Origin of the sequence: Clostridium magnum DSM 2767, from assembly GCF_001623875.1 — a bacterium.
GTDB classification, from domain to species: Bacteria; Bacillota; Clostridia; order Clostridiales; family Clostridiaceae; genus Clostridium_AM; species Clostridium_AM magnum.
On the sequence record NZ_LWAE01000003.1, the window covers coordinates 280243 to 303013 of the forward strand.

23 protein-coding genes and 1 riboswitch are annotated in these 22771 nt (G+C 30.4%); of the genes, 5 read left to right on the forward strand and 18 right to left on the reverse strand.

Annotation, left to right across the window (positions count from 1 at the left end; translation table 11 throughout):
- Positions 1-277: 277 nt before the first annotated feature.
- From CLMAG_RS14710 to CLMAG_RS14735, 6 genes are all read right to left on the reverse strand, one after another.
- The gene (locus tag CLMAG_RS14710; RefSeq protein ID WP_066623893.1) at positions 278-2209 is read right to left on the reverse strand and encodes a coiled-coil domain-containing protein; all 1932 of its coding nucleotides are present in this window, start codon (positions 2207-2209) and stop codon (positions 278-280) included.
- Complete coding sequence (locus CLMAG_RS14715) at positions 2206-2667, reverse strand: hypothetical protein (protein WP_066623895.1); 462 nt, start codon at positions 2665-2667, stop codon at positions 2206-2208. The genes CLMAG_RS14710 and CLMAG_RS14715 overlap by 4 nt, the downstream gene beginning before the upstream one ends.
- Entirely contained in the window at positions 2660-3040 is a 381-nt protein-coding gene (locus CLMAG_RS14720; RefSeq protein ID WP_066623897.1) for an ABC-three component system protein, read from the reverse strand. Before CLMAG_RS14720 ends, CLMAG_RS14715 begins: the two co-directional genes overlap by 8 nt.
- A gap of 32 nt (positions 3041-3072) precedes the next feature.
- A complete protein-coding gene (locus CLMAG_RS14725) occupies positions 3073-3921 on the reverse strand; it encodes an SIR2 family protein (protein WP_066623900.1) in 849 nt (282 codons plus the stop codon).
- A gap of 480 nt (positions 3922-4401) precedes the next feature.
- Positions 4402-6333, reverse strand: a complete 1932-nt coding sequence (locus tag CLMAG_RS14730) for a reverse transcriptase domain-containing protein (RefSeq protein WP_066623902.1) — start codon at positions 6331-6333, stop codon at positions 4402-4404.
- Positions 6334-7237: 904 nt separating this feature from the next.
- Positions 7238-7714, reverse strand: a complete 477-nt coding sequence (locus CLMAG_RS14735) for a glyoxalase/bleomycin resistance/dioxygenase family protein (RefSeq protein ID WP_066623904.1) — start codon at positions 7712-7714, stop codon at positions 7238-7240.
- A gap of 412 nt (positions 7715-8126) precedes the next feature.
- On the opposite strand from CLMAG_RS14735, the gene CLMAG_RS14740 reads away from it, so the two are divergent.
- The gene (locus tag CLMAG_RS14740; RefSeq protein ID WP_066623906.1) at positions 8127-8594 is read left to right on the forward strand and encodes a YsnF/AvaK domain-containing protein; all 468 of its coding nucleotides are present in this window, start codon (positions 8127-8129) and stop codon (positions 8592-8594) included.
- Between the two features lie 329 nt (positions 8595-8923).
- The gene (locus CLMAG_RS14745; protein ID WP_082831945.1) at positions 8924-9418 is read left to right on the forward strand and encodes a YsnF/AvaK domain-containing protein; all 495 of its coding nucleotides are present in this window, start codon (positions 8924-8926) and stop codon (positions 9416-9418) included.
- A 133-nt stretch (positions 9419-9551) separates the two neighbouring features.
- Here the strand turns inward: CLMAG_RS14745 and CLMAG_RS32475 are convergent, their stop codons facing one another.
- From CLMAG_RS32475 to CLMAG_RS14785, 9 genes are all read right to left on the reverse strand, one after another.
- Positions 9552-9689: a hypothetical protein gene (locus tag CLMAG_RS32475; RefSeq protein WP_161486978.1), complete on the reverse strand. Its 138-nt coding sequence runs from the start codon at positions 9687-9689 to the stop codon at positions 9552-9554.
- Between the two features lie 41 nt (positions 9690-9730).
- The gene (locus CLMAG_RS14750; RefSeq protein WP_066623909.1) at positions 9731-10939 is read right to left on the reverse strand and encodes a hypothetical protein; all 1209 of its coding nucleotides are present in this window, start codon (positions 10937-10939) and stop codon (positions 9731-9733) included.
- A 118-nt stretch (positions 10940-11057) separates the two neighbouring features.
- Positions 11058-12017, reverse strand: a complete 960-nt coding sequence (locus CLMAG_RS14755) for a DMT family transporter (protein ID WP_066623913.1) — start codon at positions 12015-12017, stop codon at positions 11058-11060.
- Positions 12018-12038: 21 nt separating this feature from the next.
- Positions 12039-13583, reverse strand: a complete 1545-nt coding sequence (locus CLMAG_RS14760) for a cell wall-binding repeat-containing protein (RefSeq protein ID WP_066623915.1) — start codon at positions 13581-13583, stop codon at positions 12039-12041.
- Between the two features lie 178 nt (positions 13584-13761).
- Positions 13762-14052: an MTH1187 family thiamine-binding protein gene (locus CLMAG_RS14765; protein WP_066623918.1), complete on the reverse strand. Its 291-nt coding sequence runs from the start codon at positions 14050-14052 to the stop codon at positions 13762-13764.
- Between the two features lie 83 nt (positions 14053-14135).
- Positions 14136-15239, reverse strand: coding sequence for an ethanolamine utilization protein EutH (gene eutH / locus CLMAG_RS14770; RefSeq protein WP_066623923.1), 1104 nt, complete (start codon positions 15237-15239; stop codon positions 14136-14138).
- Between the two features lie 262 nt (positions 15240-15501).
- Positions 15502-16437, reverse strand: a complete 936-nt coding sequence (locus CLMAG_RS14775) for a sensor domain-containing diguanylate cyclase (protein ID WP_066623925.1) — start codon at positions 16435-16437, stop codon at positions 15502-15504.
- Positions 16430-17065, reverse strand: coding sequence for a chemotaxis protein CheC (locus CLMAG_RS14780; RefSeq protein ID WP_066623928.1), 636 nt, complete (start codon positions 17063-17065; stop codon positions 16430-16432). The genes CLMAG_RS14775 and CLMAG_RS14780 overlap by 8 nt, the downstream gene beginning before the upstream one ends.
- The gene (locus tag CLMAG_RS14785; RefSeq protein ID WP_066623931.1) at positions 17062-17433 is read right to left on the reverse strand and encodes a response regulator; all 372 of its coding nucleotides are present in this window, start codon (positions 17431-17433) and stop codon (positions 17062-17064) included. Before CLMAG_RS14785 ends, CLMAG_RS14780 begins: the two co-directional genes overlap by 4 nt.
- Positions 17434-17509: 76 nt before the next feature.
- Positions 17510-17593: riboswitch (cyclic di-GMP riboswitch) on the reverse strand.
- A gap of 236 nt (positions 17594-17829) precedes the next feature.
- Here CLMAG_RS14785 and CLMAG_RS14790 point away from each other — a divergent pair.
- The 3 genes from CLMAG_RS14790 (at position 17830) to CLMAG_RS14800 (ending at position 19946) form a co-directional block, all read left to right on the forward strand.
- Positions 17830-18858, forward strand: coding sequence for an aldo/keto reductase (locus CLMAG_RS14790; RefSeq protein WP_066623934.1), 1029 nt, complete (start codon positions 17830-17832; stop codon positions 18856-18858).
- 391 nt (positions 18859-19249) lie between these two features.
- Positions 19250-19573 carry a HesB-like protein gene (locus CLMAG_RS14795; RefSeq protein ID WP_066623936.1) on the forward strand — a complete coding sequence of 108 codons (324 nt, stop codon included), beginning with the start codon at positions 19250-19252 and terminating at the stop codon, positions 19571-19573.
- Between the two features lie 64 nt (positions 19574-19637).
- Positions 19638-19946, forward strand: coding sequence for a 2Fe-2S ferredoxin (locus CLMAG_RS14800; protein WP_066623938.1), 309 nt, complete (start codon positions 19638-19640; stop codon positions 19944-19946).
- Between the two features lie 193 nt (positions 19947-20139).
- On the opposite strand, the gene CLMAG_RS14805 is transcribed toward CLMAG_RS14800, so the two are convergent.
- The 3 genes from CLMAG_RS14805 to CLMAG_RS14815 form a co-directional block, all read right to left on the reverse strand.
- Positions 20140-20781 carry a Fe-only nitrogenase accessory AnfO family protein gene (locus CLMAG_RS14805; protein ID WP_066623940.1) on the reverse strand — a complete coding sequence of 214 codons (642 nt, stop codon included), beginning with the start codon at positions 20779-20781 and terminating at the stop codon, positions 20140-20142.
- A gap of 35 nt (positions 20782-20816) precedes the next feature.
- Positions 20817-21557: a beta/alpha barrel domain-containing protein gene (locus tag CLMAG_RS14810; RefSeq protein WP_066623942.1), complete on the reverse strand. Its 741-nt coding sequence runs from the start codon at positions 21555-21557 to the stop codon at positions 20817-20819.
- A gap of 152 nt (positions 21558-21709) precedes the next feature.
- The gene (locus CLMAG_RS14815) at positions 21710-22771 is read right to left on the reverse strand and encodes a homocitrate synthase/isopropylmalate synthase family protein (protein ID WP_066623945.1); all 1062 of its coding nucleotides are present in this window, start codon (positions 22769-22771) and stop codon (positions 21710-21712) included.

A 22771-nucleotide genomic window follows, 5' to 3' on the forward strand; every position in this document is an offset into this window, starting at 1 on the left:
ATACGCTGAAGCCAAACCAGAATTATTATCAATCATTTTATAAATGCCATAACGAGGTTGTCATTTATGCCGTTGATGGAACATTAGCTATAAGTACTATGGATACGGACGTATGTTTACAAACTACTATTATATTTGACCAAATTTATCGCTCATACCCTATTATAAACAATCAAGCATACTATAAATAAAAGGTGACTTAACAGCTAGCTCACCTTTTTAAAATTCCTAATACTAAGCTTAGATATTCTGGACAATTAGTACCACGTTTAGATATTTAAATTTCATTTTTACTTAAATCTATAAGCCCACTTTTACTAATAGTCTTTTTCTTGGTATCTTCATTTTTAAAAATATATCTGATATATTTTTTTTCCTCTACTGGTGGTGTATTGTCTACTATAATAATTTGACTCTGTTTTGATATAATCTTTAGTAATTCATATAAGTTTTTATATAATTCTTCATCCATAACCTCAAATTTTTCATCTTTATCAGTATAGATAGATTTATATGCTCCAAGATATTTTCCAATTGTATCGAGCATTAGTAAGTTAGGATGGTTTAAGCCAAATTCCTCAAACGAGTTTTGCGTTATAAGTATAGCACCTAAAAATGCAATTTGAATGCAAACCAAAACTCCACCACTATCATGTTCAAAAACACTAGCCTCATCATAATATGCTACATAATCCTCTTTAGATATGTATGTTTTATCTTTTTCTATCGAGTACCCTAGTGCATCAAATAAGGTTATATAAGAATCATTTATTTTTTCTAATATGTTATCTTTAAATTTTATATCTTTTAACAGAGAATTTAGACTCTCATTAAGATTATCTAGTAGGCTTTGTCTACGCTCTCGCTCTTTTTCTTTCTCATCAACCTTATTATAAATTTTCACTACTTCTGAAAATGCTGAAATATTCTTTCTAGCCTCTTCAATAAGTATATTAATATTTTCAATTTCAGCTATATATGGTAACTCAACTTCATCATTTTTCTTATATTTTTCAGCTGCCTTCTGAAGAAATTGCTCCTTTGACTGCAAATACTTTTTTTCACATATAAGTTCTTCCTTATTTTTCTCTATACCATCAATTAAATTTGTTAACATTAGTATTTTTTCATCTAGCTCATGATCCACATTAGATAATATAGTTTCATTTATATCAGAATCTTTTATGCTTACTACTTTTGAATTACATAACGGACACTGTAGTTCATGCTTTATTTCCTCTAAATAAAAGTTAGCCTCTTTCGTGGCTTCAATTTCTTTTTTTTCTTTAATATATGTATTTAATAATTGCTTCTTTGCGCTTAAATCAAATTCTAAATCATTTATATTCTTATTTATACTTCCTACCTTATCTATAATATCTCTTATATCCCCTATTATTTGTTTATATATTGGACTAACTTCACTTTTCTTTTTCTTTATATCATTAATAAAATTCTCTTTTTTAATAATTAGGTTATCTAACTTTTCCTTCTCAAATGTCCTTTTAATTTTAGTATCTTCTAAAGTCATAAAATCCGATTCGCTTAAATACGTTTTTAACCCTGAGACAATTTTATCTATGTTATTTATTTCACTGGTTTCTTCTACAATTTTTTCTTTAATGCCTTCCTTATCTTCAACAATAAAATTTGTTATTAACTCAAAGGTAGGCCTATTCTTTCTAGCTTTATTTTCTACGTTATTCTTCAAAAAATTGTTTGTACCTAAATCGTGTTGATCTATATAAACAAACCTAAAAACATCCCTAATGCTGATTGTCTCTAATTGTCTATCAGGGCTGTTTCTTTTATGTCTTAATATTTTGCATGAAGGCATACCTAATAAATCTAATATAAAATTACTAAATGCGCCTTTATCTATAACCTTAGGGGTAAAATCTGCAATTCGACTTAATTCACAAAAGTATATATAAAACTTAGAGCTAGCCTTTTTCAAATTTCTCCTAAATGTATATATTTTCCCGCTTATTTCAATCTCTAGAAAGACTTTATCGCAATATAAGTCTAGAGCTTTTTGAACCTTTAAATTAATTTCCCCTTTACCAAAAATATAATCAATTAATCTTAATACTAATGATTTTCCTGAATAAATATCTCCAGCTATAATATTAAGCCCTCTATCAAATTGGAGAGTTCTTCTATAATGCTCACCCTCTACTCTTAATTTACTTACATAAATTCCTTTCATAAAACCTCACCTACAAACTGTTTATAATATTGCTTTTTATACTTAAGCGTAGTAGAACTGACTTTTATCTTTTCCTTCAAATCAACAAAATATGGTCCTTGTAAGTCACTTACCATCTTTTTTCCCCTATCAGTTACTATTATTGATATTTCAGAGAAATTCTTACTACTATTACTGTCTAAACTAATAAGGTCACTGTTAGCGAGATAAATCAATAGTTCTTTCAATGTCTTATCTATTTTAAAATAATTATATTGAAACTCCTTTTTATCATACTTAGGTTCAGCCTTTTCACTAAAACTTATTAGAGATAATATATAGTAAAATAAGCATTCATAAATATTTATCTTCTTTTTCCTAAGTGTAAGAACATATGCAGTTACGAGTAAGTTCATAGTTAACAATTTTTTATTTTCAAAAACTAATTTTATGGAAGCTGGCAAATCTACGCTACTCATTTATATCTACCTCTCCCCAGAACACATCTCTTTTTCCATCATTAGCTAATATATGAATTATTCCAGTTTTTTGAACAGATTTAGGCTGTGCATAAAGGTTTAAACTACTGAAGTTATAGTCTGATAGGTTATCCATTACTTCCTCAACGAGCTTTTGGCTGTTCTTATTTTTTCTATACATTCTATATCTGATATCTGAATATACATTGTAACAGTTGCTAAATGTATCCTCTACTACTTCAATAGGTAAATTGTATTTTTCTAACTTTCTTATATAACCATCAGCATAAAAAAAAGTCTTTTTACTATATCCGATTGTCTCATTGTCTATTTCTTCTTTTTTTAGTTTTTTTACAAAAAGCGCTCCTTCCAACTTTTTAAGTTCATCTTTAGTCGGAGGAGCTTCTAAAAATTTCCGCTCACCTCATTAGAATTGATAGCATTCAAAATTTCTCTGATTGCTACAATGTGCTCTTGTGAATTATTTATATCCACCACAGTATATCCAATTACTGTTAAATTATATTCATCCATAAACTTACGTCTTATTTCATCTGTCGGATTTGCTAGCAATATGTAATGATAGTCATTAAATATGTAGTTATACTTTTTCATTAAATATTCAATGTATATATCAGAATAAGAAAACCCTAAAAATAGAAAAGTATACCCACTCCTAAAAAAGTTAAAAAGCGCCACATACTTTTCGTCCGAATATACCTCATCATATTTTGTTTTTCCTAACACAATCGATCCTGGCTTGGACAAAATTCCGTGTAAATGAACAATTCTTTTTCCATCCTTCTCCATAGCCAAATCTTGTGTACTATTGTCTGAATCACTTAATACTACAGGTTGAAATCCACTTTTCATATTGTTTGCTAAGTAATTATCATAATTAGTTGTTAGATAATGAGGGGCATTCAAATTAGCTAAGTCTGAATAATTATGATCAATAGCTTCCTTCTCTTGTTTCTTAATTATATCTACAACAGTTTTCTGAATATAAAAGTCATTTTTAAAACTAAACTTTTTAATTGATTCCATTGCATCCCAATATCTTTTATTACTTACCTCTTGCTGAATCATATCTTTTATGTCTGTATCATCTATTAAATCTTCACTTAGCATTGAAATCAATTTGTCCCAGTTAGGGATGTTAAATGGAGTAGATAATCCCGCTCCTATAAATGGAATCATTCTTTTTTCCGCGTGAATTCTTCTCAGTTTTCTAATATCGCTTGAAATATTCAAAGAAATACCTCCTATAATTATAAAATTAACTCTACTTATATTTATAATACTATTTTATATGACGATATTTTGAATATATGCTAAATTTAGCTTTTTTATTTACAATTATATCATATAATTTACTTTTTCACACATTTATTACAAACAAAAATAGATATTAGCTCACAACTGTAGGTCTAATATCTTATATAAATTATTGTTATTTAATATTATATCTTATTCGATAAAGCAATTATTCTTTTGTCCAATTTCTTAAAATCCCATTACTATATTAACCAAACCTTTATTTTTCATATGCGATACAAACTCTATCCTTTTCATGAAATCTAGAATATCAGTTTTAGAATTTGGTGTGGTAAGCATAACCGTATCTTGTCCTAAACTTTAATAAGTTTCTAAAATTATAAGCTAATTGAATACCGATAGGTAGGTTACTGCTTTTACCACGACAGTGGCAGTCAGAGTAGCCTTTCCCCCGGTTCACACCGTACGTGATAGTTTCCCATCATACGGCGTTCCATCTATACAGCTATTTTTTCCATGTGAATTTCCAAGTCTTTTCCTAAAACTCTCTATTTTCTTTCTTGTTTTTATTTCTAAGTGATTAATATTAGCTGTTGCATTTTTGACTAATTCAAAACAATCCTTGTCCATTGATGCAAGATTAGATACTTTGTTTATTTTATTTATTGGTAGATTTGGATTTATTCTATGTATATATACAGTGCCTGTATATAGCCATTTCCCACAACACCTGCATTTTACTTTGTCCCGATTTAATGCGTAAGCTCGGTTCATATAGTATTCAAAGTTGTAGTCCTTATCGGTCATACCATTGCCTATTAACATTGATGTCTTTTCAGTTAGTATTTCCTCTAATCTTGCATTCTGCCATTTTTTCTTTGTTCGTTTGAAATATATTTGGCGCCCTTCTTCTGTAAAAGGATTCTCCTTTTGATTTTTCTGAAAAATCCTTTCCCATTTGCAAAATGCTAAGTTTGTTACACCTATATAAATATCTCCATATCTTATTGCAGGGATTTTCTGCTTATAGTCCTTATGGATATTACTGAGATTTTGGGTTTCATCAGCAGGTATCCACCTGCCTTTATATTCTCTTAATCGTCCACTGGCAACTGTTGATATTCTATGAGCAAATTTTTGCATAGTTACATTTACCCATGAACAATTACTATAATAGTTTATTAGTCCCCGAATTTTACTATTAGTCAGATTTATATTATGTATAACCTGCTCCCTGCTAGAATGAATATGGATATTCTTAATATCTTCGCATATAGAGTCTACCTTAGATTTTAAACGATCCCTGTCGGGCATTGTTCTTGTGCTATAGCCTTTCTTTGCTTTGCCTTTAACCACTTTGTATTCATATCCTAGAAAATGTATATAATCCTTACGTATATCAGTTATTAACGTTTTTTCATTTGATAGGTTTAGTTTCATGTCATTATATAAAAATTCTTGTATTTTATTTTTCAAGAATTCTGCATGTTCTCTGCTATTTGTTATTACACAAAAGTCATCCGCATATCTTACCAGATATGCAGGTATTAAGTTTGTTCTTTCTCGTAATGCAGCCATCTTTCCCCATTGAATAGAGTACTTAAATTTAGTAGATTTATTCTCCCATTGCTTAGCCAGCCATTCGTCAAACATATCCATATATGCATTGGATAGTAATGGCGAAATTATTGAGCCTTGTTGGGTTCCATCTTCATTAATCTCACATTCACCAACAATACCTGCTTTAAGCATAGCTTTAATGATTTGGAGTATTCGTCTATCTTTAACCCCCATGTGATATAATCGCTTGAGTAATATACCATGATTAATTTTATCAAAGCATTTGCTTATATCTCCTTCGACAACCCAATAATATCCTGTTTTATGAACTAAATCAGTCAATCGTTGAGTTGCCATTTGTGCATCTCTCATAGGTCTAAATCCATATGAATGATTAAAGAATTGCGCCTCAAGAATTGGCTCAAGCACTATCCTAATGCACTCTTGTACAATCCTATCTCTTATAGAAGGAATACCCAATGGTCGCTTTTCAAGTTTACCTGGTTTGTCAATGTACTCGCGCTTAATTTTTTGTGGAGTGAATTTTACAAATGCACTTTGAATATCTCCTATAACCCATTTATAGGGTTTTTCTAAATAATCCTTTTGCATTGTCTTTGAGTCAATCCCAGGTGTTTTACTGCCTTTATTAGACTTAATATTGTGTATCGCAGTAACTATTGTTATTTCTGATGTCATGATTTCCACTAGCCCTCTAACCGAGGGTCTTTTACCTTCTAATGTTGCTAATTTTGAAATATTATATAGCTCATCTAGTATTTTTCGGAGTTCTGCTTCAGATTTTAGGTAGTCAAATTTTTGTGCCACATTCACCGCCTCCTTTGGATTTGGTATTTATGGTTTTAGTCAGTTTTGCCTACGGCTTCCTTGACAGACTGGTCACATGTTTTACTGTACAAACTATGCCCCTTCGCTCTGCTACCATTACAGAAGCTTCATCACTACTACAGGCTGCTGCCCTGCAATTTAACCAATCATTTCCTATTGGTTAGGACTAGTATACCACCCATTACGTTTTTTTTTTTAACGCATCCTATTGCAGTTCCCTTGTTCCCGTCACTTTAGCTTTACATAACAGTTTTAGCTCCACCCTTTAACCCGACTGCCACTTTTAATCAGTGTGATTTTAATATTAAAAGCCTTCAACCTTTACGGTTTTCAGTTGAATTCCACCGAAGTATATGTAATTCAACGACAATACCCCACATGGGGCGAGTTTCTTCTTATTTGAAACCCTATAATTTACGAGCCGTACTTTCGGGTAATTTGTCAGTCTGCAAGACATTCTGAGCATGACTATTTTTTAGCTTCCAGCGTACTTACTATCATCACAGATAACATTTTCCGCACCTTCACCGAGCTTCGCACATCAAACATGGTACTGTTTGGGCACGTCGGAGTATTAGAAATTTTGTCACCCCTCACACAGAGTCATGTAGGTACTTTCCCTACCAATTCAAATGGCGAGTTCTACTTGCTTTTTAACTTTTACTAGTAGTCCGATTTTATTATATATTTCTATATAGATTGTTCGGAAACAAGGCGCACACTTCCGATTATAGACATAACCTGTTCAGTCTATGAATTACACAAAGGTACCTGTTCCCCCTCAGATTTTGTCATAATACTTCAAGTTCTTTTACCTAAATTTCACAGATGCCAGGTACCTTTGTCATTATAAACTCTTCACCTAAGTAGAACATCATATGTTTCACTTAGTATGATGTTCATTGTTTATCATTTCAACAAATTCAATTGGATGCTGAATAATCTTTGAAGTTTCCTCTATAGAATAGCCCTCAGCAAGATAACGTTTTGCTATAACTGCCATAGACTCTCCTATCTCTATAATGTGATGGTCTGGGTCATAAATACGAACAACTCGTTGTTGCCATTCATGTTTCTTTGGCTGATGTACATATTCTATATTTTTATAGTTCTTTATTTGTTGTATAATTTTATCAAAATCATCCACTTCAAAATACAGTTCCATATTATTAGATTTCTCTATAACAGAATTAACAGGCACATCTGTAAGCCATGCAAAATCCTCTTGTATTGCAAATCCACCACTAAATGTTACATTTCGTCCTAGGTCAAGAACAACTTCTTGATTAAAAAGTTCCTTATAGAACTGCTTTGAAACATTAACATCTTTTACTGCTAATAATGCTAATTCAAATTTCATGCAAATACCTCCGTTAATAATTCACCATAATTAATGATTGTTTACCTTATAAGAAAAATACGCAACATCTATTTTAGAATATAAAACATTATAATTGGCTAAATCTAAATAGCATCCTTACATAATAAATGATATCATAGTTCGCCATTATATTCCATATTATTTATAATTGTACAAATAAATCCATAAAGTGTTAATATTAAGTAATTCTAACTTCATCATTTTCAAGTACATAATTTGATGTATCTACACCTTCATATTGGGGAAAAAATGGACTCAACTGTTATAGCACAAAACCAAAAAAATTATGGTATTTATTGATTACTTTTCCAAAATTTTTTCGGATAACCTACGTCTCACAGGGACAAAATAAATACAAATATTAAGTCACACTATTATATGGAGGGTAATTATGAAAGATTTTTTTGGACTATTTGGAAGCGATGATGATTATGATAAGGATAAAGATAGAAAAGAGACTTCAGATGATGGAACTCTTCAACTTCGTCAAGAGGAATTAGATATTACTAAAAACAAAGTAAATACTGGAGAAGTAACTCTTAGTAAAGAAATTGTTGAGGACCAAAAGACAGTTGATGTACCTGTTACTCATGAAGAAGTTGTTATTGAAAGAAGAGAAATAAGCAGTGAACCAAGTGACTCACCTATTACTTCTGGAGAAACAATTCGTATTCCTGTTAGTGAGGAAAAGGTTGAGGTTGGTAAGCATACTGTAGTAACTGGTGAGATCTCAGCTCACAAACGAGAAGTAAAAGAAACTGAACAAGTAACAGAAACTCTAAAAAGAGAAGAAGCTCATGTGAATTCTAGCGGTGATACAGATATAGTTGACGAAAAAACAGACCCTGGCTTTCATTAAAATAGAATGAAGTGAAAACTTGAATCAGATGGAGTTTCAAACTCCATCTGATTCTTAGTTGAACGAATCCAGGGACATAGCCGCTCTTTACTCCTACTTTGAAGAAAATCAGAGAGCCCAAATCTTTGATTTGGTGCGAATCGCTTTCACACCGTGTGATGGGAGTATTAGAGCGGGTAGTCATCGGATAAATAGAAAATATAAAACACCTCTCAAATCATAAATTGGATTTACGGGGTGTTTTTTACAAAACACCTCAACTTCTTGTACTACACTAATTTACGAAAAAAACTTTATATTTATGTTTTCTAGACTTTGGAGGATTAATTATGTTTAAAGCATCAGAATTTAGCAGAGAAAAAAAGGAGATTGATCAAGACAGTATTAGCCAAAAGGAATCCCGAATAGATAATAACAAAGATTCCGAAAAAGTTGCCGACGATATTAATGTAACTCTACAACTCCGCGAAGAACAATTAGATATTGCAAAAAAGTGGATAAAAACAGGGGATGTAGATATTCATAAAGAGATATTGACAGAAGAAAAAAACTTAACTGTACCTATAAGTAAAGAGGTACTTGTTATTGAAAAGAAATGTTTAAATAAGGACTCCGATGAAAATATTGAAGTTATAAGAATACCTGTTAGAGAAGAACAAATTGATATTAGTAAACATTGGGTAGTTTTAGAAGATGTCCATGTTTATAAAAATCGGTTTGAGGAAAATGAGCATATAGAAGAAACCCTAAAAAAGGAAAAGCTTCATTTGAAAACCAAAGGCAATCCCGTAATTATAAATAAAGAAATTGAAAAACCTTCTTAAATTATATAATCTAGCCTACGAATTCCTATTATAACCGTATAAAATATAAAATTAGCTCCATTAAAACACACCAATTGCATTTATATGCAACTGGTGCTTATCTTTTACAAATCTTTATTTTATAATTAAAAACTTATCTTAGTAAGCTATCTATATCATCAACATGTTTTTGTTCCTCTTTTATAATTTCTGATAATATTTTATAACTTCCTTTGTCCAAATCCTCCTGTGATTTAATAAGTAAGCCTCTAACGCTTAGAACTAATGCCAAATTTTCTTTACAAAACCTAGAATCTTATATTAACGCTATGCCTATGCTCTTAAACTGATTGGCTGTAAAACAACAAAGGCATTTTCTATCTTCTCTGCTTTCCAGTTAAGAATCATACATGAATCTAATCTTGGATTGTACATATTAACTGCCTCATCTTTAAGAAACATCTTTAAATTATAAGCGGCATATATAAAAGCAGCCTTCTTCTTATTACTATCACTGTATTTTCTCATATTAATTAATCCAGAAGCCACACCCGCCAAGTAAAAGGAAGGGTTATACAAACTATTTCTGCTATCAGAAACAACTAACTTAACGTTTTCTCTAAGCTTAGGCATAAGTTGTCTTAAGAGACTCATCCCCTTACCTTGGGGTATATCAACTTCTGTTATGCCTTCACTTAAACTTTCACAGACTCTACTCCATAATTCTCTATTACATTCATTGTCAATTTGTAAGTAATCTCCTAATGTAATTGATTCAAGATATCTTAAATCATGAAAAACATTACAATCATCAATTAGGTCACAAAAATCAATTATAACAGGCTTATTTTCAGTTATGATAATGTTATCTCCCTGAAAGTCTCCATGAGCATGTGCAGTAAGACATATAACCTTCAAGTTATCCCAAACATCTTCACTATTAAAATAGTAATATGGATTAGGCAGCATTAAATCCGTTCCATCTAAGGATATCCACTTAGTAAACTTATCTACTCCTATATCCTCAAATGCTTGTACATATTTATTGTCCATATATCTATAAGAAAGTTCATTTTTAACTATATCCACAGGAGATAAATGTTTTTTAATATGTTCTTTATTCCAGCTAAATAAAAACTTTGTCATCTTTGATATTATACTATCCTTAAGCTCATCTTCATTGACTACCTTATCTAAAAAGGTTTCACTTTTATAGATATCATCTCCTGCTAAATCATATAAATTAGCATATAAAATAACCCCTGCTTCTTTTTTCAGTTCATAATTAGCTATAGACTTGGCAATAAACTTATGCATATTATTTTTTGCAGCTAACTCATAGGCTTTGTAAAAAACCTCAGCTTCATTGCTACTAGTTACTTTTAAAATCCCTACTCTATTGTCTGATCCATATTCTACCATGTACACTCCTGCTCCAGATCTTCCGCCATTGAACTTTTTTAACATCTCAACAGGAGCAATCTTATCCTTTACTTTCTCACTTGTTTTATTAATTTCATCAAGTATTTCTACAATATCCATTGTTAAACCACCCTATAAATAATAATAAATCCATACTAATTATATTATAATTATCAACAATAAACAAATGATTAAAAATTCGTAACTAAATTATTAATAAAGTATCTGTGCTATTTTTCTAAACTGTCTTTTTCACTTTAACTATATTTTGATGATTGCTAACCTTTTCTTTATTAGCCATCCATATACCTGAACTTACTAGCACAAGTGCAATAATGTTTTTGTATTCAAAAATATTTTCTCCTAAAAAAATTGCTGAAAGTATTACGCCAAAAATAGGCGTTAAAAAATTGAAAACAGATACTGGACCCACCTTATTATATTTTAGAAGTAGGTTCCATAATGAAAAAGCCACAGAAGATAACAATGCTAAATAGATCAATAATATTGAGGACGTAGTTGTAAAATGATAAACTCTCCCACCAAAAACAACTCCAATAAACACTAATATTACGCCTCCTAAAAAAAGACTGTATCCCGTTACTACCATTACATCCATACTTTTAGTAAGTTTCTTTCCATAAATTGCACCTACTGAAAAAACGAATGCTGCAATTATTATAAAACCTTCCCCCGAAAAATTAAATGAAAAATTTAATAAATCACTACTAAAATTCACTATCATAACTCCTATAAATCCTACAACACAGCCAACAGTCTTTTGCACATTTAACTTATCATTTTTATATATGTAATGAGCCAAAATAACACTAGAGAATGTAGCAGTAGAATTCATTATAGAACTTTTAACGCCAGTAGTATTAGCAAGTCCAATATAAAAGAATAAATACTGTAATGTTGTTTGAATAATACCTAAGTAAAATAAATCTAGAGTGTTTTTCTTGGAAATATTAAATATCTTCTTTCCATACCTTTGTGCAATAACAAGTAGAATTAAGCCTGCTATACTAAATCTATAGCCAGCAAATACAAGCTTAGAGGGAATATCGCCGGTTGATATGTTAAATAACTCATATCCGCTTTTTACAGCGGGATAAGCACTTCCCCATAATAAACAACATAATGTTGCAATAATAGTAATAAATTTTTTGTCTGTAAAAATCTTTTTGTCCTTCAAAATAATCAAAATCCTTTCTTATTAACCACCTAAATAGCTGAAGTGCATATAATCCTTTGAGTTCGGAAAATTGCCACCCCAGTCCCAACCGTATTTTTGAAACACTTTAACAACTTCCGGTGTAATAGAATATGGATCCTTATAAGGATTATAATACTTCCCAACTTGTTGTTTCACTGTTCCATCTTTTGCTAATTGAATGAAGTAATTTTCATCTGGATTTATATCGATAGCTGCACCAGCTGGATGATTGATACATGGGTCCTTGTCTCTAAATCCACCAACATCCTTAATTGTAAATTGCTCTGGAAGATTATATATTTCATCAAATATTTGTTTTACCTCTACTGATATTTTTTTATTTACTTGAATATCTTTTGATACAGTGTGCTTTCCTTTACTTCTATCGTTGTTATCTATATAGTCCCATACTTTAACAGTAACAACCTCTATGTTTTTTGTTTTTGCTTCCTTACTGGTGTACTGCCATTTTCCATCTACCTTGGCAAAATCCCCACTTTTTTCATCATCACCAAGAAGAGACTGTCTTCTATCAGCTAAAGGAACAGTTTTATAGTTAACTTCACTTACTGATGAGGTTTGCTGAAATAAACTACTTACTACTTGTGCAGGTAATATCCCTTCTCCACCTAATATAATATTACTTTTAATAGACTCTCCTATTAATAACTGTCTCATATCGCTGTTACTAGTATTGCTCGCAAATATTATTGGGTTGCCACTTTTAACCGCCAAACCTATAGCACTTAATGCATCTGCAAAACCTTCTCCTGAGGTTATATAAGTGGTATTGAAATTCATACTTGCTTTAAAATTTTCTATAATGTTTTTATTTAAGTCATAACGGGTGTTACCATTTATTCTTTGTACATTAGGGAATTTACTAGCAACTGATTCCGATATTACAGTTTTATCTCCCAGTACATATGTAGCTTTAATATTATGATTTTTAAGGTAATACTCTACTGCTCCTGGTACACTATCCTTACAAACTAATATCACTGGAATGTTTTTTGTACCGGATATTGGAGCTACTGATAAAGCACCTGCAAAATCTTCACCATTAGATATAATAATTTCACTTACATTTTCTAGCTTTTCTGCTATATTAACAGCTGTTGTATATCTGTCTTCTCCAGATAACCTTTGTAATGTGTATCCGCTTTTTTTAAGTGAATCTTCAATACTTTGTGAAACCACACCAACTCCACCTAGTATTGTAATTACTTTAGCGTTTAGTCTTTTTAACTCACTTACTAAAATAGGGTTGTCTTTTAACGACTTGCCATGTACTAGTAATATTGGCGCATTGTATTTATGAGACAAAGCTGCCGCTCCTAGTGCATCAGGATAATTTTCACCATTGGCTATAATAACATTTTCTGAGGTTGTCCACCCATTCTTTGCAACTTCTTGACAGGTATCATAACGTGTCTGTCCAGCTAATCTTTTTGTTGCAACCTCTGCATTTACGCTACCGGCTAATAATCCTACAATTATAGTCGTCACTATTATTGATGCTAATGTTTTTCTTTTTCTTCTCATCTTATTTCCTCCTCATATTCTATTTAAATTTAACATAAATAGAATATATACGACATATAAATTATGTTTTATATTCTACATTTAAAATAAATATCCTTCAAAGTCATTAAATATTTATTAAAACAATCTTTATTCCAAATAGAAAAAGTTGTAGTTCAACTACAACTTCTAACTATAGTTATTTCCTATACTTGGCCACTTTTTCGTCAATAGTAACGCCCTCAGGCTTATAATCTATCTTTACCATTGATATAACTCTTTTGGCACCTTCTTTAACACATATTTCTTGAGCTTTTTTTACAATTTCCATCAGTTCATCAAACTCACCTTCCATTGTAGTTTCCATTGGCCCAACTTCATACTTAACACCACTTTCAGCTATATACTCTATAACTTTGTCCACTACTGGATATATTCTTTCTTCCTCTACACTCGGAATTATTTGAAGACTAATATTAATCTTTGACAAACTAAGCACCCCCATTTTTCTAATATTAGGCTAATAAATACTTCTTGACTTCTCATACCCAAAGTTGATCCTTATACCAAACCTTATGCTGCGCCCATCGAAGCTTCAACTTTGCGGTTTGTTTGACGGTTATATATCCATAATGCTACAGGTATACTGCACATCCCTCCTATAAGCTTAGAAAAAATAAATCCCTTCACCATTTCTGGAGCTACGCCTGATACAAATCCAAATTGTCCTCCAAACATAAATGCACCACTTACACCATAAGCTGTACAGAGAACTTTTCCTTTCGCATCCATATCTTTGAAGATGCAAAAAGCTAGCAAATTACTGGCTAAGTTTCCAATCAATCCTGTTACAGCTGCGCCATTGATACCTATCTTTTCACCAAATTTATCAAAGTATTTTTTTAAAGAATAATTTATAACTGCAAGCATAGGATATGATCCACCTAAAACTATAGCCATTTTGCCTACAAGATTAAGCCCTTCTGAATAGGGAAGTAATCCTGAAAGGGGTTGTACATGAAATATAATCTGTATTCCTTGTAAAATTAATCCTATAACACTAAGGGATATTATCGCTCTTCCAAAAAAACCAAATACCTTCATTAAAGCATTAGGAATTTTTAAAAGCCCTATACCAATAAGTAGTGAAAATACTGCAACTGGTAGTATACTTAACATTAAATCCTTATAATTTAATCCCTGACATATTCCCCCAACTATACATGTTACAGGAATAGTAACCATGCCTGCCATAATTCCCATAGAAAAATACTTTTCATCTTCTCTAGAAATCATCCCCATTCCAAGAGGTATTGTAAAACTTATAGTAGTACCTAAGCTTGATGCTAAAATAACCCCTGAAAACAATCCTATATTACTATTTAGAGCTAAATCTTTTGCTACTTGGTAGCCTCCCATTTCTGTAGTTAATAAAGAACCTGCAAATATGGATGGATCTAAGTTCAATGTATTGAATATAGGAATAATAACAGTACCTAAGGAATTTGAAATCATAGGGGCTAATGAATAGATACCTACCATACTGAGAGCTAGAACTCCCATTGATTTTACCCCTTCTTCAAACTTTTCTCCAAGGTTAAATTTATTACCTAAAACATAATCAATTCCACTGACAACAAAAAAACCACCTATTATATATAGTATTACGTTACTCATTTCTCCACCTTCTATCTATACCTTAAAATTCTCTATCACTGAATATAATTTTAATGTAGAATAATTACAAACAATAAACATTATAATTTTGGGTATTTATTCTTATTAATTTTATAATTATTATACTATCATATTATCTACTTATCAAATAATAATCTATAAAAAGGTGGAAACTTTACATTATGAATAATACAAATTAAAGCCATACAACAATTGCTATACGGCTTATTTTGTATCCTAGTTATATTTTCGAATAATTTAATTATAAGCTGCAAAAGCAATTATCTTCTCCAGCCCTTTTTTTAGCAATGTACATTGCCTTATCTGCTTCTACTATCAATTTGTCAATATTATCTCCATCCTTAGGAAAAAAACTAACTCCTATGCTTAATGATATTTTTATTTGTTTTTCATCAATATTTATAATTTTATTTTTATTATTAGTAATCCTCGAAGCTATTACTTTATAGTTATCTATCATCTTAACATTAGGTAACAATATTAAGAATTCATCTCCACCATACCTAGCAACTACGTCATTTTTTCTTGTAGCCTCCGTAAGTATACTAGCAACTTTTATTAGAACCTTATCCCCTATTTCATGACCATAAGTATCGTTTATACTCTTGAATTTATTGACATCTATAAACATTAGTCCTAACAAACTATTATTTCTTTTAGCATTATATAAAAACTTTTCCGCATATTTATAAAATAATGTCCTATTTGCAACTTTAGTTAATTTGTCATAATAAGCTAACTCCTCTATGATCTTCTCTTTTTCTTTTAATTCTTTATTTAATAAATATAGATCATGGACATATTTTCTTAATTGTTCAATATGAAGAAATTGATTAGTTACATCAATAAACTCAAGAATTACATAATCATTATTTTCGCTTTTCATTTTGCTTATTTTTAAGTTTAATTTTTTATTGCTGCTTATTAAATCTTTATGCATCGCTGCTGAGAAAAACATCTTACATTCATGGTTAACTACATTTTTTACTAAGTCTCTAAAATACTTTTTATTCATGGTTGGCAGAATATCATATATATTACTTTGTAATACATTCTCTAATTTCATTCCAGTTAAATATTCCATATAGTTATTCCAGTACAGTATTTGACACTTATCATTTAATATTATAGTTCCTTCACTTATACAATTTAACGCATTTAATAATATTTTATCCATTAAAATCGACTTCCATCATATATATTTTTTTTAATATCTCATCTAAAAACTTTAATGTTAGGTTAATTACAATTGCTCCTTCAATCTTTGAATTTTCTATATTAAAAGTTACATATAACATTAAAATATATGAGTAATCTTTGTTTTCAATAAATTCCTCAATATTCATACTATTAAATACTTTTACCTCAGGTAGCATATAATTAAATTTTATATTTACATAATTTCCAATTTCTCCAATAATAGAATTTAAAACTATGTTACCTACTTCTTTAATAATATCGAAATCTATATCTGTAAAATTTAAATCACTATATTCATCATCACTGTCCTCATGTAAACAAAGATTTATAAAATTTCTCATTTTATCAGCTGGGAAAATTAAACTAGCCTTTCCAGCTGATTTTTCGTTAAAAGAAATAGACGATACCATTAGCGCCCCTTCTATGATATCATTAAAATATTCATCTAATTGATCTCTGTTGGCTTTTAAATCTAATATCTCTATATCAGGCACATTTAATAATATTTTTTTATTAATTATTTCTGAAAGGATGCTGGCAGATTTACCAACACTTATGTTAAACAATTCTTTTAATACATCTTTTCTTATTTCATTTTCATTCATTTTAAATCATTCCTTATCATATCACATATAATTTTTGCCTTGTCTTCATTGAAAGGTTTGTTTATAAATGACATTATGCCTAATACTTCCATATCTTCTCTTACACTTTTTTGTACGTCAGCAGAAACTACAATTATTTTTGCATCATTCTCGAATTTCTTTATAAATTCTATCATTTCTTTTCCACTTATCTTTGGCATTAGTAAATCTACGAATGTATAATCTGGATTTATACTTTTATATGCTTCAAGCCCTTCTTGTCCATCATTTGCAAAATACAAATCTACATCACTTAAAAATTTTCTTATTAGATTAGCTGTTATTCTCTGAGAAAAGCTAGAATCATCAACAATTAAAATTTTTATCATGATTAATTCTCCTCTTTTATTTTGAAATTTTAAACATATAATTTTTTTTTGCACAAAAAACAACAATTAATATTAATTAATTGTTGGCAGGTTGCACCACTAGCTCCAAATTCCTAAAGTGCCCACATAAAAGGAATTTTTCATTGCCTCCAACTTTACTATTAGAAAAAAAGAAGTGAAACTTATTTTTAAATAGTAATAGGTATTATTTTACTAACATATTACTATATAAAGGTAAAAGAATCAATAATTTCTTATGGATTTACTTGTAAATTAAGCTGTATTGTGAAAATATCATAAGAGGTATATTCTTGTACTATAGTTTAATTTTAGTATATAATTTAATAATAGCTGTTAAATTTTTCATTATTATTTATATACGGAGGAGTGATTTAAGTGGATAAAATAAGACTAGGAAAAACTAATTTAATGGTAACAAGAAGCGGCTTTGGAGCATTACCTATACAAAGGGTTTCCTTTGAAGAGGCCAAGAAAATTTTAAGAAAAGCTTATGATAACGGAATAAATTTTTTTGATACTGCAAGAATGTATACTGACAGCGAAGAAAAGATTGGCTACTCCCTTTCAGATGTGAGAAAAGATATTATAATTGCTACTAAAAGTCATGCAAAAGATAAAAAAACCCTTTTAACGCATCTTGAAACAAGCTTAAATAATTTAAAAACAGATTACGTAGATATTCTTCAGTTACATAATCCAGACGAACTTCCGAATCCCGATGACTCTGACAGCATTTATGCAGGACTTTTAGAGGGGAAAAAGAGAGGTCTAGTTCGTTTCATAGGAATTACAAATCATAGAATAAAAAATGCCTTAAATGCTGCAGATTCTGGCCTATATGATACCATACAATTTCCTTTAAGCTCTTTATCTGCTGATGCTGACTTAAAGCTTATTGAAGAGTGTAAAAAGAAAGATATAGGAGTTATTGCCATGAAAGCATTATCTGGTGGACTTATAACTAACGCAGCCTCTACTTTTGCATTCTTGCGACAATTTAATAATGTAGTGCCAATATGGGGTATACAGAGAGAAGCTGAATTGGATGAATTTATTTCTTTTGAAAAAAATCCGCCAGCATTAGATGAATCTATGTGGGCTATTATTAATAAGGATCGTGCTGAATTAGCAGGAGATTTCTGCCGTGGCTGCGGATACTGTATGCCTTGTCCTGCTGGAATTGAAATTCCTACTTCTGCAAGAATAACTTTGCTGCTTGGAAGAGCTCCTTACCAAGACTTCTTAAAGGATAACTTCAAAGAAAAAATGGAGCTTATTAACAATTGTATAGACTGTGGAAACTGTAAAAATCACTGTCCATATAAGCTTGATACTCCATCTCTTTTAAAAAAAGAGTTGAAAAATTACGAAGAATTTTATGCTAAGCATAAGAGTTCTATTTAGTATATTACGTTTAATGTTAACTATTAAACATTTTAGTTTAGTATATATATAAATATGAAGTAATGCTGATGAATTTTATATTATAGTACTTTTAAAATATAAACTTCATGTTTTGTTGTTAAAGATTATTTTTCTAATAATTTGTACAACAAAATATGAAGTTTATTTACATTTATATAATTTCTTTACGTAAAGACACAGAAATCTAATTATTAAGAAATCGATATCAAATTTAAGAATCTCTCTAAAGCTTATTGATAATTCGTTAAAATAATAGTATAATAATTATAATATTATTAAAATATATTATTTTAATTTGATAAAATGTTATTTTATAATAGTTGTATTGCAAAATTAGTAAATTCATACTTTTATGCTAGGGGGTAATTTTATGAGTAATGTTAGAATTAGTGATGAAGCTTACGAAGAATTCAAAGGTTTTCTAGATAGTCATTGTTTGGAAAACTACGATTTGCGAGTAACCTATATGGGTAAAAACTGCCAAGGAGTAACCTTTAATATTAATTGTGAAGAGCAGCAACCTGGTGACATCGTAGAAAAGATCAAAGATATTAATTTTTTTATTCCACAGGAACTGATAGATGAATACGAAGGTTTTATAATTTTATCTAGTACAGAAAATAATGGACAAGGACTTGAATTTAAACCTATTAGAGTTCCAAAAAGTAACTGTACGGTTTGCCCAGGTTGTTAATATAAGTACTCCTTAAAGAGTACTTTAAAAATTATAATTAATAATATTTTAGGAGGTAATTATTATGGTCAATCCAAAGTATCATATTTTTGTATGTACTAGTTGTAGAACCAATGGAAAACAGCAAGGATTTTGCTATTCAAAAAAATCTGTAGATATTGTAAATACATTTATGGAGGAAATAGATAGCAGAGATTTAACCGGAGAAGTTATGATGACTAACACCGGATGTTTTGGGATATGTAGTCAAGGACCTATAGTGGTGGTTTATCCTGAGGGAGTTTGGTATGGTGCTGTAACTCCAGATGATGTTGAGGAAATAATGGACAAACATATTGAAGGCGGAGAAATTGTTACAAGACTGCAAATATGAAGTAATATTTAAATCAGGTGGAAGTTGACTGTCTAAATGGCATTTAACCTCCACCTGATTCTTAATTAAAAGAAGCTAGATGCACAACTTGTCACACTATACTCTTTGAGAAAAGCATGGTAATTATATTAAACTAAGGCTACAGTTCAATATAATCACCATGCTTTTAAAGATCTCTTTTACTAAAATATTTTTATACTTCATCACAGGTCTTTTTGCAGACTACTATCTTATATTCATTAGGGTTAACCATTTCAATAGTAGACTTCATATTAGTTCTTTTTAATTCCTCTTCGAGCCATTTTGGTGCATGGCTACAAATAATTTTCAATTGATGAAAAATAGTATTATTTAGAAAAGGTAATAATGCTTGTTTAGAAGTGACTCCCGAATTTTTATTTTGAAGTTCTTTAAGATTTATATAGTAATGTCCATCATCCTTTGGTGATACTGGTCTTGTATTAATTTCTTTTTCCTTAGCTGCTTCAACCAAAGATATCTCATATTCTTCTATACGTTCTAGTACATCATCTAAGAACTCTTCAGGTTCACCTTCTACTTCAACTATTGTAAATCCTGACATATCCAGCATACTATTAGGAACACCACTTAATTTCTTTGCCACTATAATTTTGCATTCACCTAATGTTTCTACTAGATAAAGCATATTCTCTCTAATTGCTTTTACTACCATTAATCCTTTAAGAGTGAACGGAAATTGATTTATTTCCTCCCATTGATCTTTTTCTTTTGAATATACTTTAATAACACTTGATTCATGTATTGTTTCTGTTTGTCCACTATCATTTAAAACAACTGCTATTTTTTTACACATTGTAATCTCCTCCATTAAAATAAATAGGCTTTTATTTACAGATACCTAATTCCTAATTTGTTACAAACCGTTAAAAATTTTAAATAGTCACAGTTCCCTGCCCTTTCTCCTATTCCTGAAACTGTACAATCAACATACTCAGCAGCAGCCTGTACCGCTGTAATAGAATTCGCTATTGCCATACCAAAGTCGTTATGACCATGAAACTCTATTTCCACAGGAACACTTTCTTTTATCTTCTTTATAATGTTATAAGTCTTCCTTGGATATAAAATTCCAACTGTATCTGCATACCTTATTCTTTTTACTTCTAGTCTCAAGGCTATCTTGCATAATTCGATTAGGAAAGACTCCTCTGCCCTTGAAGCATCTTCAAAGCCTATTGTTACTTCAAAGCCTTTTTCCTTTGCAAAGGTTATATTTTTCTTCATATTATATATAATCCAGTTTTTGTCTTTAGCTAACTTTGAGCTTAGCTGTATATCAGAAGTAGGAATGGATATATGAATTATATCAACACCACAATCAATAGAGTTTTGTATATCTTTTTCATTCATTCTATTCCATGAGGATACTTTACTTTTCAGTCCAAGTGAAACTATTTTTTCTACACTCTTCTTCTCTTCCCCACCCATAGCTGGCACACCTGCTTCAATTTGGTATGCTCCCATTTCATCAACATCCTTCGCTATTTGAATCTTATCATTAATACTAAATGCGATACCAGGCTTCTGTTCGCCATCCCTTAGAGTAGTATCTACTATTTTGACCTTCATCCCAAACTCACCACCTTAAGTATTTATCCGATGGCTACCCGCTCTAATACTTCTCTTCCTATCGTCAGCAAAGTAAAGACCGGCTACGCCCCTGGATTCGTTCAACTAAGAATCAGATTGGTTTGAAATCCAATCTGATTCAAGTTTCCACTTCATCCGATGACTACTCCCCTTAATTCTTCACACAAAGCGAAAAGCTCTTCGTCTCTAATATTTCTTTTTAAATAAATACTTTTATTTCTTATTTTACTCAGTAACAAATTCACATCAACTGTTCCATAATCTATATTCAGCTCTTTTAATTTTTTGCATACTGCTTTACCACCTGAATGTTTTCCTATTAATAATTCTCTTTTTTGACCTACCTCACTTGGGCTATAGGGTTCATAGGTTAAAGGATTCTTTTCTATTCCATCTGCATGTATTCCAGATTCATATTTAAATATATCTTGGCCTATAACAGCCTTATCTCCTGGTATAACTTTATAAGTTAGCTTTTTATATAATTCTGTTAGTTTATATAAGAGTGATAGATCTCCATTTATATTACAGTCTCCTATTACTTTTAGTGCAGTTAGCACTTCTTCTATAGGCGCAAAACCATACTCTGATCCATTAAATGCTCCAGCAATCATATCCGCTCCGTCTAAACATAACTCTATACTCACTGCAGTTCCCATACATAATGAATTTTCAGCACAAAAACCGATTTTTAAATTAAAAGTTTTCTTCAATTTTATTATAAAATCTTCCCATGAGGAGTTATTGCACTTGGATAAATTTGTTACCATCAAAAACTCTATATCATAACAGGATAGAATATATTTTATAGTTTCTATATTGGAAGCCTTTAAATCTTTTAATGCTATATTCATTATTATCTTACTTTTATCTATTTTATTTTTACATTCCATTAAAGGTATAGTCGAAAATTTTTCAAAATCTATGGACAAATATTTAAAGTCATAAATATATAAATATCTCAAGTCTTCCGTGTTTTCTATGTTATATACACAATAACCAGAAAACTCTGGATAAATCATCATTTTATCCAGAGTGCTGCTGTTTACCTGAAAATAATCCACTCCTATTACTTTCATTAAGTCTAAGAATTCAATTACATAAGCACCGTTAATGTGTCTATGGACTTTAAATATCTCAATTAAACTCTTATCTAGAATAATCTTTTTTTTCTCTTCACAATTAACAGACAT

Coding starts and splice junctions, on each gene's coding strand:
- CLMAG_RS14710 (WP_066623893.1), bottom strand. CDS start 2,209: ATGAAAGGAATTTATGTAAGTAAATTAAGAGTAGAGGGTGAGCATTAT.
- CLMAG_RS14715 (WP_066623895.1), bottom strand. CDS start 2,667: ATGAGTAGCGTAGATTTGCCAGCTTCCATAAAATTAGTTTTTGAAAAT.
- CLMAG_RS14735 (WP_066623904.1), bottom strand. CDS start 7,714: ATGAAATTTGAATTAGCATTATTAGCAGTAAAAGATGTTAATGTTTCA.
- CLMAG_RS14740 (WP_066623906.1), top strand. CDS start 8,127: ATGAAAGATTTTTTTGGACTATTTGGAAGCGATGATGATTATGATAAG.
- CLMAG_RS14745 (WP_082831945.1), top strand. CDS start 8,924: ATGTTTAAAGCATCAGAATTTAGCAGAGAAAAAAAGGAGATTGATCAA.
- CLMAG_RS14750 (WP_066623909.1), bottom strand. CDS start 10,939: ATGGATATTGTAGAAATACTTGATGAAATTAATAAAACAAGTGAGAAA.
- CLMAG_RS14760 (WP_066623915.1), bottom strand. CDS start 13,583: ATGAGAAGAAAAAGAAAAACATTAGCATCAATAATAGTGACGACTATA.
- eutH (WP_066623923.1), bottom strand. CDS start 15,239: ATGAGTAACGTAATACTATATATAATAGGTGGTTTTTTTGTTGTCAGT.
- CLMAG_RS14775 (WP_066623925.1), bottom strand. CDS start 16,437: ATGGATAAAATATTATTAAATGCGTTAAATTGTATAAGTGAAGGAACT.
- CLMAG_RS14780 (WP_066623928.1), bottom strand. CDS start 17,065: ATGAATGAAAATGAAATAAGAAAAGATGTATTAAAAGAATTGTTTAAC.
- CLMAG_RS14785 (WP_066623931.1), bottom strand. CDS start 17,433: ATGATAAAAATTTTAATTGTTGATGATTCTAGCTTTTCTCAGAGAATA.
- CLMAG_RS14795 (WP_066623936.1), top strand. CDS start 19,250: ATGAGTAATGTTAGAATTAGTGATGAAGCTTACGAAGAATTCAAAGGT.
- CLMAG_RS14800 (WP_066623938.1), top strand. CDS start 19,638: ATGGTCAATCCAAAGTATCATATTTTTGTATGTACTAGTTGTAGAACC.
- CLMAG_RS14805 (WP_066623940.1), bottom strand. CDS start 20,781: ATGTGTAAAAAAATAGCAGTTGTTTTAAATGATAGTGGACAAACAGAA.
- CLMAG_RS14810 (WP_066623942.1), bottom strand. CDS start 21,557: ATGAAGGTCAAAATAGTAGATACTACTCTAAGGGATGGCGAACAGAAG.
- CLMAG_RS14815 (WP_066623945.1), bottom strand. CDS start 22,771: ATGTCTGTTAATTGTGAAGAGAAAAAAAAGATTATTCTAGATAAGAGT.